The following is a 12,913-nucleotide window of genomic DNA, read 5'->3' as shown; positions in this document are numbered from 1 at the left end:
GGGCGTTATGTCCGCCTCATGGCCGGCGTCATGTTCGTTGCGCGATCGGCGTCATGTTCGTTGCGCGATCGGCGTCATGTCCGTTGCGCGATCGGCGTCATGTCCGTTCCGTGGTCGGCGTCGCCGCGGGGCTGTCGCGCTGCGGTGGGACGCGGGTGTCGGGGTGGGGCAGTGCGGGGCGTGGTCCGGGTTCCGGGGCGCCGGGGTCGTCCTTGACCAGGGCGCGTAACTCGCGGACCTCCTGCTCCAGGGCGCGCTGGCGCCGGTAGGCGTCGTACAGGTAGCGGACCTTGGTGCGCAGTGTCCAGGGGTCGATGGGCTTCGTGACGAGGTCGGCGACGCCGAGCCCGAAGGCGGTGGACATCAGTTCCTGGTCGGTGCCGAAGCCGGTGAGCAGGACGACCGGTATGTGCTGGGTCTGTTCGACCCGTCGCATGTAGCGCACCACGTCCAGGCCGCTGACGCCGGGCATCCGGACGTCCAGGAGCAGCAGGCCGACCTGGCCGCGGAGCACCTGCTTGAGCGCCTCGTCGCCGCTGGTGGCGCGGGCGAGGCGGTAGCCCAGGGGGGCCAGGGCGCTCTCCAGCGCGTACAGCGTGTCCTTGTGATCGTCGACGATGAGGATCTTGGCATCCGACGGCATGGCCCGACGTCCCTCCCACGTGGACAGCCAGGGTATGTCCGGGGCGCTGACGGGGAGTGCGTGTCAGCTGACATGCGGTGCACAGCGCAGCATGCCCGGCGCGGGCCGCCGTGTCACTCCCCCGGGCGGGCCTGTCCGGGGCCCGGCGTCACATTCGCGTCGCCCGCGCGCGGGCGGGTGCGACCGTGCGACCGGGCCCTGGCGTTCGGATCGGCTCGGCCGTGCGGTGCCGCGCCGTCCGCAGCCTCCGCGCCGCCGGGGTGATCCGGACGTCAGGGCCGGGGCACCGGGGTCATGTCGCCGTGGACGCGGCGCCGTTGATCGTGTCCTCGGCGATGCTCTCGTGGTGCCTGATCACCTCGCCGATGATGAAGCCCAGGAACTTCTCGGCGAACGCCGGGTCGAGCTTGGCGTTCTCGGCGAGGGTGCGCAGCCGGGCGATCTGCCGGGCCTCGCGGGCCGGGTCGGCGGGCGGGAGCTGGTGCCTGGCCTTGAGGTGGCCGACCTGCTGGGTGCACTTGAAGCGCTCGGCGAGCATGTGGACGACGGCCGCGTCGATGTTGTCGATGCTGTCGCGCAGCCGGGCGAGCTCCTCACGGACAGCGGGGTCGATGTCGCCCGGGGACGGGTTGCTGGTGGTCATGGGGGCTCAGCCTACGGGGCCGTCTCACATGGTCGTTCGTTCGATCCTGGGTGGGTCGTCGGGGTCGGGGACCTGGTCGCTCCAGCCGCCGGGTACGGTGCGGCCCTGCTGGGCGCGGAAGCGGACGGGGGCCATGCCGACGCGGCGGGTGAACAGGCGGGAGAAGTAGGCGGGGTCGTCGTAGCCGACGCGGCGGGCGACGGCGGCGACGGGCAGGTCGGTGGCGGCGAGGAGTTCCTTGGCGCGGCCGAGGCGGATGCCGAGCAGGTAGTCCTTGGGGCTGCAGCCGGCGCCGCGCCGTACGGCGGTGCGCAGTTCGGTGAGGGTCATGCCGTGCCGGGCGGCGTGGTCGGCGACCGTCAGCGGCAGGCAGGCGTCGCGGGCGAGGGCCTTGAGGACCTGGTCGCCGTCGGGTGCGAGGTCGGCGCGGGCGCGGCGCAGGGCGACGAGGAGTTCGTGGACGGCGGCGCCGGTCTCGACCTCAAGGAAGGGGTTGTCGCGGCGGGCGGCGCGGGCCATGCGCCCGATGACGGCGCGCGGGCCGGCGGCGTCGGAGAGGGGCACGACGGGGCGGTCGGGCTCGATGTAGCCGAGTTCGGTGTACGAGGCGGTGGCGGGCCCGGCGAAGTCGACGAAGCCCTCGTCCCAGCCGGTGGCGGGGTCGGGCGCGTAGTGGTGCGGCACGCCGGGGGTGAGCCACAGCAGCGCGGGCGCGGTGACGGGGGCGCGGCGGCCCGCGGGATCGGCGTACCACCCGCCGCCGGTACTGATCACGACGGCGACGTGGTGGTCCAGGACCCTTGGTCCGACGGTGGGCAGGGCGCCGTACTGGAGGCCGACGCCGAGGCAGACCAGGCCGAGGCGGTGGTGGGCGGGGCCGGGCGTGAAGAACCGCATCCAGGTGTGGTACATCCCCGGTCCCCTCCGCGTCGCTTCGGTCCAAGCAGCGCCGATCTTTGTCCATGGATCTGATCACCGCCAGAGGTGAGGGTGGGGCCATGAGCGAGTTCACGGTGGGGGACACGGATTTCCTGCTGGACGGGCGGCCGGTGCGGCTGCTGTCCGGCGCGCTGCACTACTTCCGGGTGCACGAGGCGCACTGGGGGCACCGGCTGGCGATGCTGCGGGCGATGGGCCTGAACTGCGTGGAGACGTATGTGCCGTGGAACCTGCACGAGCCGGCGCCGGGCCGCAGCCGGGACGTGGCGGCGCTCGGCCGGTTCCTGGACGCGGCCCGTGCGGCGGGGCTGTGGGCGATCGTGCGGCCGGGGCCGTACATCTGCGCCGAGTGGGAGAACGGCGGGCTGCCGTACTGGCTGACGGCCGAGGTGGGCCCACGCGCGCGTACCCGCGACGAGCGCTATCTGGGGCACGTGGCGAGCTGGTTCGGGCGGCTGCTGGGCGAGGTCGTGCCCCGGCAGATCGACCGCGGCGGCCCGGTGATCATGGTGCAGGTCGAGAACGAGTACGGCAGCTACGGATCCGACGCGGAGTATCTGCGCCGCCTGGCCGGCCTGCTGCGCGAGCACGGTGTCACGGTCCCGCTGTTCACCTCGGACGGCCCCGAGGACCACATGCTCTCCGGCGGCTCGGTCCCGGGCGTCCTGGCGACGGTGAACTTCGGCTCCCACGCGCGCGGGGCGTTCGAGACGCTGCGCCGGCACCGCCCCGAGGGCCCGCTGATGTGCATGGAGTTCTGGTGCGGCTGGTTCGACCACTGGGGCGGCGAGCACGTCGTACGGGATGCCGGGGACGCGGCGGCGGCCCTGCGGGAGATCCTGGAGTGCGGGGCCTCGGTCAACCTGTACATGGCGCACGGCGGCACGAACTTCGCGGGCTGGGCGGGCGCCAACCGCAGCGGCGGCGCGATGCACGACGGCCCGCTGGAGCCCGACGTGACGTCGTACGACTACGACGCCCCGATCGACGAGTACGGCCGCCCCACGGCGAAGTTCCGGGCCTTCCGGGAGGTCCTCGCCGAGTACGCCGGCGGCCCGCTGCCCGAAGTCCCGCCCGCGCCCGTGTCGTTGGGCGCGCCGGCCGAGGTGGTCCTGACCGGCTGGGCGCCCCTGGGTGATGTGCTGGAGACGCTCGGCGGCCCGGAGACGTCCGGCCCCGTGCCGCCCACGTTCGAGGAGCTGGGCGTCGAGCGGGGCCTGGTGCGGTACGAGGTGACGGTGCCGGGGCCGCGGCAGCCGTATCCGCTGACGGTGCGCGGGCTGCGGGATCTGGCCGTGGTGTACGTCGACGGGGAGCGGGCCGGGGTGCTCGGCGAGGACGACGTGTGCCTCAAGGAGCCCGTCGCGGGGCACGCGCGCGTGGAGCTGTGGGTGGAGTCCCTGGGGCGGGTGAACTACGGGCCCCGGCTGGGCGAGCCCAAGGGAATCACCGGGGGTGTGCTGCACGAGCGGCAGTATCTGCACGACGTACGCGCGCGTGGGCTGCGGCTGGAGGAGCTGGACGACGTCGAGCGGGTCCGGGCGGTGCCGTCGCGGGAGCTGCCCGGGGACGGTGCCCCGGGGCTGTACCGGGGCACCGTCACCGTGCGGGGCGTCGGTGACGCCCGTCTGGAGCTGCCGGGCCGGACCCGCGGGTTCGTGTGGATCAACGGCTTCGGTCTCGGCCGTTACTGGTCCGCGGGGCCGCAGCGCTCGCTGTACGTCCCGGGTCCCGTGCTGCGGGAGGGAGTCAACGAGGTCTGGATGCTGGAGCTGGACGGGACGGCCCGGCCGGGGTCCGGCGAGGAAGCCGGTGCCCCGGTGCTCCGGGCCGTCTGACGTGCTCCTGGTGCGGCGGACGCCTACAGGGCGTTCGCCGCGCGGGCTATGTCCTTGGCGAAGTGGCTGACCTCGGTGTAGACACCGGGCACACCGGCGCGGGCGCAGCCGTCGCCCCAGCTGACGATGCCGACCTGGATCCACTTGCCCGCGTCGTCCTTGCGGAACATGGGGCCGCCGGAGTCGCCCTGGCAGGTGTCGATGCCGCCGCTCTGCCAGCCGGCGCACAGTTCCTCCTTCGACACCAGCCGGTTTCCGTAGTGGCGCTTGCAGATGCGGTCGGCGACGAAGGGAACGGTGGCCTTCTGGAGCTTGGTCGTGCCCTCGCCGGCCCCTTCCTTCATGTCGCCCCAGCCGGCGATCGTGAACATGCCGCGGTTGTAGCGGTCCGTGGTGGCGATCTTCAGCGTCGGCTTGTCGATGGGCCGGGCGAGCTTGATCAGCGCCCAGTCCTTGCCGCTGCCGTTGTAGCCCGGGGCCACCTTGACCTTGGTCGACTTGACCTTGATCGCGGCTGAGGAGTTCAGGTCGTTGACACCGGCGGTGACGGTGATGCTGGTGTTGTTGCCGGAGCCGTCCATGCAGTGGGCGGCGGTCAGGACGACGTCCTTCTTGTAGAGCGCCCCGCCGCAGCCCATGGAGAGATGGACCATGAACGGGAACTCGTTCTGCGCGGCGGGCGTTCCACCGACGACACGGGTGGACGCGGCGTTCGCGCTGAGGGGCTGGAGGGAGGCGACCGCGAGCGCGACGGCACCGACGGCCGCCGCTCTCTTGGCCAGGGTCATGCCGCTTCTCTTCGGCAGGCTGTGGGTCAACATACGTCCTTTCATGGCGTGTTGAGCGGCCCGCAGTATGAAGATCGGATGGCCTGCCTGGCAAGGACGGATCTCACGCCCCGGCGGTGGAACCTCGCCGGGGAAAATCCCCTCTCATCCCCGTAGAGTGGATTCGGGTTCAAGGCGTCTTGGGGGTACGGACGTGGCGAACGGCGGACCGGTTCAGCACGGATTCCCACACCTGGAGACGGTGCGGGCTTCCATCACCGCGCTCTACAGGCGGCTGTCGTACGACACCATCCAGACCTTCGCGGCGAGCGTGGCGCCGGTCGACGTGGCCTTCGCCGACACGGATGATCTGTATCTGGGCGCGCAGCGGGTGGCCCGCGAGCTGGTGCGGCACTATCGGCTGCCGGACGCCCGGCTGATCGTCAGCTTCCGGGAGATGAGCCATGCGGCGAACGTCGAACTCGCCGCCGGGCCGGAGTACTTCGTCGAGCTGAACGACCGGTTCCGCACCCATCGCCGGGACATCGGGGCGGCGCTCGCCCATGAGGTGATGCATGTGTATCTGCACCGCCTGGGGCTGTCCTTCCCGGGCACGCGGGACAACGAGATCCTCACGGACACGGCGACGACGTATCTGGGTGCGGGCTGGCTGCTCCTCGACGCGTACCGGGAGGACGCGGCGTCCTCGCAGAAGCTGGGGTATCTGACGCCGGAGGAGTTCGGGTACGTCCTCGCCAAGCGGGCGCTGCTGTTCGCCGAGGATCCGTCGGTGTGGTTCACCAGTCCGCAGGCGTACGCGGCGTATGTGAAGGGCCTGGCCGAGGCCCGCCGCGACGAGCAGCAGCCGCCGCTGACGGCGGCCGGCTGGGCGGGGCGGCGGCGGTACGCCCGCGATCGGCGCCATGCGCAGGACCAGCACGGGGCGGGGACCCGGCCGGAGGTGCCGTATGCGTTCACGCCGGACGGGCGGGGGCCGCTGCGGGTGTCGTTTCCGTGTCCTACGTGTCAGCAGCGGATTCGGGTGCCGGTGCGGGGGAGGGTTCGGGCGCGGTGCGGGTTGTGCCGGACGGTGCTTGAGTGCGATACGTAGGGGTTCGCCGGCCAGAGGGCGGAGCCCTCCGGCCGGGGCGAAAAACCCGGCGCAACCTCACGCGCCGTACACCGCCCCCGGCGCCCCCGCCTCCCCCACCAGCTTCCGCGCCACCTCCCCCGCCTCCTCCGGCGTCCAGCGCGCCCCCTTGTCCACGCTCGGCCCCGCCCTCCATCCCCCCATGACAGTGATCCGCCCGCCCTCCGCCTCGAAGACCCTCCCCGTCACGCCATCGCTCCCCGCCGATCCCAGCCAGACGACCAGCGGCGAGACGTTCTCCGGCGCCATCGCGTCGAAGCCGGCGGCAGGAGCCGCCATCGATTCCGCGAAGGCCCGTTCCGTCATCCGCGTCCGCGCCGCCGGGGCGATCGCGTTGACCTGGACGCCGTAGCGGGCGAGCTCGGCCGCCGCGACCAGCGTCAGGCCCACGATCCCTGCCTTCGCTGCGCTGTAGTTGGCCTGGCCCACCGACCCCAACAGCCCCGCCCCACTACTCGTGTTGACGACCCGGGCGCTCGGCATCCGGCCCGCCTTCGCCTCCGCCCGCCAGTGCGCGGCCGCGTGCTTGAGGGGAAGGAAATGTCCCTTGAGGTGGACGCGCACGACAGCGTCCCAGTCGTCCTCGTCCAGATTGACCAGCATCCGGTCCCGTAGAAAGCCCGCGTTGTTGACGAGGGTGTCGAGACGGCCGTACGCCTCCAGCGCCGCCGCCACCAAAGACGCCGCCCCGCCGCTGGTCGCCACGTCGCCGCCGTGTGCGATCGCCTCGCCGCCCGCCGCGCGGATCTCCTCGACGACCCGCAGGGCAGGGCTCTCCGTGGCCGTCGCCCGGGCGGATCCCCCGGCCCCCGGCGTGCCGTCCAAACCGACCCCGAGGTCGTTGACGACGACCCTCGCCCCCTCGGCCGCGAACGCGAGCGCGTGCGCACGCCCGAGACCCCGGCCCGCGCCCGTGACCACGACGACCCGCCCCTCACACATCCGGCTCATGCCAAGTCCCCTTCCTGGTTGTTGACCGTCGCGGCGTCCAGGAACGCGGGCCGCTCGCCCCCGCCGTGCACGAGCAGGCTCGCCCCGCTGATGTAGGCGGCGGCGTCGGAGGCGAGGAAGACGGCGGCCGCGCCGATGTCGGACGGTTCGGCGAGGCGGCCGAGCGGGACGGTGCGGGAGACGGCCGCGATGCCGTCCTCGCCCCCGTAGTGCAGGTCCGACCGCTCCGTGCGAACCATGCCCACGACCAGCGTGTTGACCCGGACCTCCGGCGCCCACTCCACCGCCATCGAGCGGGCCAGACTCTCCAGCCCGGCCTTCGCCGCCCCGTACGCCGCCGACCCGGGCGACGGGCGGCCGCCGCTGACGCTGCCGATCATCACCACCGAGCCCCGCACCCGCCTCAGGTGCTCGTACGCGGCCAGGGACGCCGTCATCGGCGCGAGAAGGTTCAGCTCGATCACGCGCGCGTGCCGCTCGGCATCCGCGTCCGTCAACCTTCTGTACGGCGTTCCACCCGCGTTGTTGACCAGCACGTCGAGGCGGGGCAGGGCTGCGAAGAAGGCCCGTACGGCTTCCGGATCGCGGAGGTCGAGTGGTCTGAACTCCGCTTGCGGGCACGGGGCTTCGGGCGGTCGGCGCGCACAGACCACGACGTCCGCACCTGACTCGGCGAAGGCTCGCGCGATGCCCGCACCGACACCCCGCGTGCCACCCGTGACGACCACGACCTTCCCGTCCAGCCCCATGCGCGGCTACCCTTCACCTAACAAACGTTTGGTGGAAAGGTAGCTGATGCGGCCATGGGTGTCTCCACCTCGTCCCCGGAAAAGGGGCCCGGCAAGGACGGGATCGCCGTCGTCACGGTCGACTTCCCACCGGTGAACGCCCTGCCGGTGGCGGGCTGGTTCGCGCTGGCCGACGCCGTGCGGGCGGCGGGCCGGGACCCGGGGATCAGATGTGTCGTCGTCGCGGCCGAGGGGCGCGGGTTCAACGCGGGGGTGGACATCAAGGAGATACAGCGGGGCGGGCACGGTGCGCTGATCGGCGCCAACCACGCCTGCGCGGCGGCCTTCGCCGCGGTGTACGACTGCGCGGTGCCCGTCATCGCGGCCGTGCACGGCTTCTGCCTGGGCGGCGGCATCGGTCTGGTGGGCAACGCGGACGTGATCGTGGCGAGCGAGGACGCCACCTTCGGGCTGCCCGAGCTGGACCGGGGAGCGCTGGGCGCGGCCACCCATCTGGCCCGGCTGGTCCCCCAGCATCTGATGCGCGCCCTGTACTACACCTCGCGCACCGCGACCGCCGCCGAGCTGCACGCGCACGGATCGGTGTGGCGGGTCGTGCCGCGCGAGCGACTGCACGCCGCCGCACTGGAGTTGGCCCGCGAGATCGCCGCGAAGGACGGGCAGCTGCTGCGCCTGGCCAAGGCCGCGATCAACGGCATCGACCCGGTCGACGTGCGGCGCAGCTACCGCTTCGAGCAGGGCTTCACCTTCGAGGCGGGCCTCAGCGGGGTCGCCGACCGGGTTCGTGACACGTTCGGAAGGGACGGTGGCTGAATGAGCGACAAGTCGACAACCGCGGACGAGGTCGTCTCCCGGCTGCGCAGCGGCATGACCCTCGGCATCGGCGGCTGGGGCTCGCGCCGCAAACCGATGGCCCTGGTGCGGGCGCTGCTGCGCTCCGACGTCACCGACCTCACGATCGTCTCGTACGGCGGCCCCGACGTCGGCATGCTCGCCGCGGCCGGACGTGTCCGCAAGCTGGTCACCGCCTTCGTCACCCTCGACTCGATCCCGCTGGAACCGCACTATCGCGCGGCCCGGGAACAGGGCGCCTTCGAGCTGATGGAGATCGACGAGGCGATGTTCATGTGGGGCCTGCACGCGGCCGCCAACCGGCTGCCCTTCCTCCCGGTGCGGGCCGGGATCGGTTCGGACGTGATGCGGGTCAACCCGGGCCTGCGGACGGTGACTTCGCCGTACGACGACGGGGAGACGTTCGTCGCCGTGCCGGCCCTGCGTCTGGATGCCGCCCTGGTGCATGTGAACCGTGCCGACCGGCTGGGCAACGGCCAGTATCTGGGCCCCGATCCCTACTTCGACGACCTGTTCTGCGCGGCGGCGGAGACGGCGTACGTCTCCTGTGAGCGCATCGTCGACACGGCCGAGCTGACGAAGGAGGCCGCGCCGCAGACCCTGCTGATCAAACGGCACACGGTGACGGGGGTCGTGGAGGCCCCGAACGGAGCGCACTTCACCTCCTGCGCACCGGACTACGGCCGGGACGAGGCCTTCCAGAAGGCGTACGCGAGCACGCCCTGGGCGGAGTTCGCGGCGCGGTTCCTCGGCGGGGACGAGCAGGCGTACCAGACGGCGGTCAGGGAGCGGCCATGACGGAGTTCACTCACGAAGCTCTCCCGCCCACCCGTGCCGAGTACTGCGTGATCGCCTGCGCCGAGGCCTGGCGCGACGCGGGAGAGATCCTGGCGAGCCCGATGGGCCTGATCCCCTCCGTGGGGGCCCGGCTGGCACGGCTCACCTTCGCGCCCGACCTGCTGCTGACCGACGGCGAGGCAACGCTCGTCCGCCCGGACGGGACGCCCGAGGGCTGGCTGCCGTACCGGCAGCATCTGGCCCTGGTGACCGGTGGACGGCGGCACGTGATGATGGGCGCGAGCCAGATCGACCGCTACGGCAACCAGAACATCTCGTGCATCGGCGACTGGGAACGGCCGAGACGGCAGCTGCTCGGGGTGCGCGGCGCGCCGGTCAACACCCTCAACAATCCCACCAGTTACTGGATCCCCAGGCATTCCCGGCGGGTCTTCGTCGAGAAGGTCGACATGGTGTGCGGAGTCGGCTACGACCACGCGGCCGCGCATCCGCAGACGGCCCGCCATCACCGCATTCCCCGTGTGGTCACCGACCTCGGCGTCTTCGACTTCGCCACGCCCGACCACTCGATGCGACTGGTCTCGCTTCACCCCGGCGTCACGCCGACGCAGGTCAGGGAGGCGACCTCCTTCGAGCTCGCCGTCCCCGACGACGTGCCCCGGACCCGTCCGCCCACCCCCGACGAGCTGCGGCTCATCCGCGAGGTGATCGACCCGGAGAACACCCGGTCCAGGGAGGTCACCGCGTGATGGAGACACCGCTGACCCGGCTGGTCGGGGTCCGCCACCCGATCGTGCAGACGGGCATGGGCTGGGTGGCGGGGCCCCGGCTGGTGTCGGCGACGGCGAACGCGGGCGCGCTGGGCATCCTGGCCTCCGCGACGATGTCCGTCGACCGGCTGCGTGAGGCGATACGCGAGGTCAGATCCCGTACGGACGCGCCGTTCGGCGTGAACCTGCGGGCGGACGCCTCGGACGCCGGCGACCGGGTCCGCGTGATGATCGACGAGGGTGTGCGCGTCGCCTCCTTCGCCCTCGCGCCCTCCCGCGAGCTGATCGCCGAGCTCAAGGACGCGGGCGTGGTCGTCATCCCGTCGATCGGCGCCCGGCGGCACGCCGAGAAGGTCGCGGCGTGGGGCGCGGACGCGGTGATCGTGCAGGGCGGCGAGGGCGGCGGGCACACCGGCGAGGTGGCGACGACGGTGCTGCTGCCGCAGGTGGTCGACGCCGTGGACATACCGGTCGTGGCGGCGGGCGGCTTCTTCGACGGGCGCGGGCTGGTCGCGGCGCTGGCCTACGGGGCGGCGGGCGTCGCCATGGGCACACGGTTCCTGCTCACCTCGGACTCGACGGTGCCGGACGCGGTGAAGGCGCGGTATCTGGCGGCGGCGGTCCGGGACGTGACGGTCACCCGGGCCGTGGACGGCCTGCCCCACCGCATGCTCCGTACGGAACTGGTCGACGCCCTGGAGCGCTCCGGGCGGGCGCGGGCCCTTTTCCAGGCGGTGCGCAGGGCGGCGAGTTACCGGAAACTGTCCGCCACGAGCTGGCGCCGGATGCTCCAGGACGGCCGCGCACTCCGGCACGGCAAGGACCTGACCTGGAGCCAGGTCCTCCTCGCCGCGAACACACCGATGCTGCTCAAGGCGTCCATGGTGGACGGCCGTACGGATCTGGGGGTGATGGCGGCCGGGCAGGTCGCCGGTGTGATCGACGACCTGCCGTCGTGCGCGGAGCTGGTGCAGCGGATCATGAAGGAGGCGCTGGAGGTGCGGGAGCGGCTCACAGCCGTTCGATGATCGTCACGTTGGCCTGTCCCCCGCCCTCGCACATCGTCTGAAGCCCGAACCGGCCGCCCGTACGCTCCAGTTCGTGCAGCAAGGTCGTCATCAGCTTCACTCCCGTCGCACCCAGCGGATGCCCCAGAGCGATCGCCCCGCCATTGACGTTGACCTTCTCCGGATCCGCACCGGTCTCCTTCAACCAGGCCAGCACCACCGGCGCGAACGCCTCGTTGATCTCGACCAGGTCGATGTCGTCGATGGACAGGCCGGTCTTCTTCAGGGCGTGGGCGGTGGCGGGTATCGGCGCGGTGAGCATGCGGATGGGATCCTCACCGCGCACCGAGAGATGGTGCACCCGGGCCCGGGGCGTGAGCCCATGCTCGCGCACCGCCCGCTCCGAGGCCAGCAGCATCGCCGCCGCGCCGTCGGAGACCTGCGAGGAACAGGCGGCCGTGATGGTGCCTCCGTCGATGACCGGCTTCAGTCCGGCCATCTTCTCCAGTGAGGTGTCCCGGCGCGGCCCCTCGTCGACCGTGACAGGCCCGTAGCGAACGAGTTCCCGCTCGAAGCGCCCCTCGTCGATGGCCCGCAGTGCCCGCCGGTGCGAGCGCAGCGCGAACTCCTCCTGGTCCTGCCGGGTGATCCCCCACTTGGCGGCGATCATCTCGGCGCCGACGAACTGGTTGACCGGCTTCTCCCCGTACCGGGCCCGCCAGCCCTCGCTGCCCGCGAAGGGGCCCGCCGTGAGGCCGAGCGGCTCGGCGGCCTGCCGGGTGGCGAAGGCGATGGGGATCATCGACATGTTCTGCACGCCGCCCGCGACCACCAGGTCCTGGGTGCCGGACAGCACGCCCTGGGCCGCGAAGTGCACGGCCTGCTGCGAGGAACCGCACTGCCGGTCCACGGTCACGCCCGGCACCTCCTCGGGCAGCCCGGCCGCCAGCCAGCAGGTCCGCGCGATGTCCCCGGCCTGCGGCCCGACCGCGTCCAGACAGCCGAAGACGACGTCCTCCACGGCGGCCGGATCCATGCCCGCGCGCGAGACGAGTTCCTTCAGCACATGCGCCCCCAGGTCGGCCGGATGGACCCCGCTGAGCCCTCCTCCGCGCCGCCCGACGGGCGTACGGACCGCTTCGACGATGTAGGCCTCGGCCATGGCAACTCCCAGACTCCTCAGTGAGTTACGTACGTACGGCGATCCCGTCCAGCACCATCGACAGGTACTGCCGGGCGATCTCCTCCGGGCTGTGCTGTCCGCCGGGCCGGTACCAGGACGCGGCGACCCACACCGTGTCCCGCACGAACCGGTAGGTGAGCCGGACGTCGAGGTCGGAGCGGAAAACCCCGGCCGCGACCCCGCGCTCCAGCGTGGACAGCCACGCCTTCTCGAACCTCAGCTGCGACTCGGCGAGGAACGCGAACCGCTCCTGCGCCGCCAGCTGCTTGTTCTCCTTCTGGTAGATCGCGACGGCGGCGCGGTGCCGGTCGATCTCCCGGAACGACTCGGTGACCAGGGCCTCGAGGGTCTCGCGGGGCCCGAGCTCGGCACCCAGGACGGCGTCGTAGCCGCACCAGAGCTCGTCGAGGAAGCTCCGCAGGATCTCCTCCAGCATCGATTCCTTGGAGTCGAAGTGGTAGTAGAGGCTGCCCGCGAGCATGCCCGCGTGGTCCGCGATCTTGCGTACGGTCGTGGCGTTGTAGCCCTGCTCGGCGAAGACCTCGGCGGCGGTGTCGAGGAGTTCGCGCCGCCTGGCGGCTGCGGCGGTCACCTGGGGCTTCTTCTTGGTCGGCACGGGTCCA

14 protein-coding genes are annotated in these 12,913 nt (G+C 72.1%); 6 read left to right on the top strand and 8 right to left on the bottom strand.

What is annotated here, in order from left to right; all coding sequences use genetic code 11:
• Positions 1–97: 97 nt before the first annotated feature.
• The 3 genes from ACIBAG_RS17050 to ACIBAG_RS17040 all read right to left on the bottom strand — a co-directional run bounded on the left by ACIBAG_RS17050 (position 98) and on the right by ACIBAG_RS17040 (position 2,198).
• Entirely contained in the window at positions 98–643 is a 546-nt protein-coding gene (locus tag ACIBAG_RS17050; protein ID WP_399105723.1) for a two-component system response regulator, read from the bottom strand.
• Positions 644–935: 292 nt separating this feature from the next.
• The gene (locus ACIBAG_RS17045; protein WP_399105721.1) at positions 936–1,286 is read right to left on the bottom strand and encodes a chorismate mutase; all 351 of its coding nucleotides are present in this window, start codon (positions 1,284–1,286) and stop codon (positions 936–938) included.
• Between the two features lie 24 nt (positions 1,287–1,310).
• On the bottom strand, positions 1,311–2,198 hold the full coding sequence (locus ACIBAG_RS17040) for a helix-turn-helix domain-containing protein (protein WP_399105719.1): 888 nt from the start codon (positions 2,196–2,198) through the stop codon (positions 1,311–1,313).
• A gap of 86 nt (positions 2,199–2,284) precedes the next feature.
• Here ACIBAG_RS17040 and ACIBAG_RS17035 point away from each other — a divergent pair, with 86 nt between their 5' ends.
• Entirely contained in the window at positions 2,285–4,063 is a 1,779-nt protein-coding gene (locus ACIBAG_RS17035; protein WP_399105717.1) for a beta-galactosidase family protein, read from the top strand.
• Positions 4,064–4,086: 23 nt separating this feature from the next.
• Here the strand turns inward: ACIBAG_RS17035 and ACIBAG_RS17030 are convergent, their stop codons facing one another.
• On the bottom strand, positions 4,087–4,851 hold the full coding sequence (locus ACIBAG_RS17030) for a S1 family peptidase (protein ID WP_399105715.1): 765 nt from the start codon (positions 4,849–4,851) through the stop codon (positions 4,087–4,089).
• Between the two features lie 193 nt (positions 4,852–5,044).
• Between ACIBAG_RS17030 and ACIBAG_RS17025 the strand changes: the two genes are divergently transcribed.
• The gene (locus ACIBAG_RS17025) at positions 5,045–5,941 is read left to right on the top strand and encodes a hypothetical protein (RefSeq protein WP_399105713.1); all 897 of its coding nucleotides are present in this window, start codon (positions 5,045–5,047) and stop codon (positions 5,939–5,941) included.
• Positions 5,942–5,998: 57 nt separating this feature from the next.
• On the opposite strand, the gene ACIBAG_RS17020 is transcribed toward ACIBAG_RS17025, so the two are convergent.
• Together ACIBAG_RS17020 and ACIBAG_RS17015 are read right to left on the bottom strand one after the other, a co-directional pair.
• Positions 5,999–6,931 (bottom strand): SDR family oxidoreductase, encoded by a 933-nt coding sequence (locus ACIBAG_RS17020; protein WP_399105711.1) that lies wholly within the window; start codon positions 6,929–6,931, stop codon positions 5,999–6,001.
• Entirely contained in the window at positions 6,928–7,680 is a 753-nt protein-coding gene (locus ACIBAG_RS17015; protein ID WP_399105709.1) for an SDR family oxidoreductase, read from the bottom strand. The genes ACIBAG_RS17020 and ACIBAG_RS17015 overlap by 4 nt, the downstream gene beginning before the upstream one ends.
• 54 nt (positions 7,681–7,734) lie before the next feature.
• On the opposite strand from ACIBAG_RS17015, the gene ACIBAG_RS17010 reads away from it, so the two are divergent.
• The 4 genes from ACIBAG_RS17010 to ACIBAG_RS16995 are packed head-to-tail and all read left to right on the top strand — an operon-like array spanning position 7,735 to position 11,128.
• Positions 7,735–8,493, top strand: coding sequence for an enoyl-CoA hydratase family protein (locus ACIBAG_RS17010; RefSeq protein ID WP_399105707.1), 759 nt, complete (start codon positions 7,735–7,737; stop codon positions 8,491–8,493).
• The gene (locus ACIBAG_RS17005; RefSeq protein WP_399105705.1) at positions 8,494–9,330 is read left to right on the top strand and encodes a CoA transferase subunit A; all 837 of its coding nucleotides are present in this window, start codon (positions 8,494–8,496) and stop codon (positions 9,328–9,330) included.
• Positions 9,327–10,079 carry a CoA-transferase subunit beta gene (locus ACIBAG_RS17000; protein WP_399105703.1) on the top strand — a complete coding sequence of 251 codons (753 nt, stop codon included), beginning with the start codon at positions 9,327–9,329 and terminating at the stop codon, positions 10,077–10,079. The genes ACIBAG_RS17005 and ACIBAG_RS17000 overlap by 4 nt, the downstream gene beginning before the upstream one ends.
• Positions 10,079–11,128, top strand: coding sequence for an NAD(P)H-dependent flavin oxidoreductase (locus ACIBAG_RS16995; protein ID WP_399106318.1), 1,050 nt, complete (start codon positions 10,079–10,081; stop codon positions 11,126–11,128). Before ACIBAG_RS17000 ends, ACIBAG_RS16995 begins: the two co-directional genes overlap by 1 nt.
• Here the strand turns inward: ACIBAG_RS16995 and ACIBAG_RS16990 are convergent.
• Together ACIBAG_RS16990 and ACIBAG_RS16985 are read right to left on the bottom strand one after the other, a co-directional pair.
• Positions 11,112–12,269: an acetyl-CoA C-acetyltransferase gene (locus ACIBAG_RS16990; protein ID WP_399105701.1), complete on the bottom strand. Its 1,158-nt coding sequence runs from the start codon at positions 12,267–12,269 to the stop codon at positions 11,112–11,114. The genes ACIBAG_RS16995 and ACIBAG_RS16990 overlap by 17 nt on opposite strands.
• A gap of 25 nt (positions 12,270–12,294) precedes the next feature.
• Positions 12,295–12,906: a TetR/AcrR family transcriptional regulator gene (locus ACIBAG_RS16985; protein ID WP_399105699.1), complete on the bottom strand. Its 612-nt coding sequence runs from the start codon at positions 12,904–12,906 to the stop codon at positions 12,295–12,297.
• Positions 12,907–12,913 lie beyond the last annotated feature (7 nt).

This window comes from Streptomyces sp. NPDC051243, from assembly GCF_044455405.1.
Taxonomy (GTDB): domain Bacteria; phylum Actinomycetota; class Actinomycetes; order Streptomycetales; family Streptomycetaceae; genus Streptomyces.
This window is presented reverse-complemented; position numbering and strand designations above follow the sequence as displayed.

Excerpts from the sequence above, each read along its gene's own strand:
- ACIBAG_RS17045 (WP_399105721.1), bottom strand. The coding sequence starts at position 1,286 with ATGACCACCAGCAACCCGTCCCCGGGCGACATCGACCCCGCTGTCCGT.
- ACIBAG_RS17015 (WP_399105709.1), bottom strand. The coding sequence starts at position 7,680 with ATGGGGCTGGACGGGAAGGTCGTGGTCGTCACGGGTGGCACGCGGGGT.
- ACIBAG_RS17035 (WP_399105717.1), top strand. The coding sequence starts at position 2,285 with ATGAGCGAGTTCACGGTGGGGGACACGGATTTCCTGCTGGACGGGCGG.
- ACIBAG_RS17005 (WP_399105705.1), top strand. The coding sequence starts at position 8,494 with ATGAGCGACAAGTCGACAACCGCGGACGAGGTCGTCTCCCGGCTGCGC.
- ACIBAG_RS16990 (WP_399105701.1), bottom strand. The coding sequence starts at position 12,269 with ATGGCCGAGGCCTACATCGTCGAAGCGGTCCGTACGCCCGTCGGGCGG.
- ACIBAG_RS17000 (WP_399105703.1), top strand. The coding sequence starts at position 9,327 with ATGACGGAGTTCACTCACGAAGCTCTCCCGCCCACCCGTGCCGAGTAC.
- ACIBAG_RS17030 (WP_399105715.1), bottom strand. The coding sequence starts at position 4,851 with ATGACCCTGGCCAAGAGAGCGGCGGCCGTCGGTGCCGTCGCGCTCGCG.
- ACIBAG_RS17020 (WP_399105711.1), bottom strand. The coding sequence starts at position 6,931 with ATGAGCCGGATGTGTGAGGGGCGGGTCGTCGTGGTCACGGGCGCGGGC.
- ACIBAG_RS17050 (WP_399105723.1), bottom strand. The coding sequence starts at position 643 with ATGCCGTCGGATGCCAAGATCCTCATCGTCGACGATCACAAGGACACG.
- ACIBAG_RS17040 (WP_399105719.1), bottom strand. The coding sequence starts at position 2,198 with ATGTACCACACCTGGATGCGGTTCTTCACGCCCGGCCCCGCCCACCAC.
- ACIBAG_RS16995 (WP_399106318.1), top strand. The coding sequence starts at position 10,079 with ATGGAGACACCGCTGACCCGGCTGGTCGGGGTCCGCCACCCGATCGTG.
- ACIBAG_RS17010 (WP_399105707.1), top strand. The coding sequence starts at position 7,735 with ATGGGTGTCTCCACCTCGTCCCCGGAAAAGGGGCCCGGCAAGGACGGG.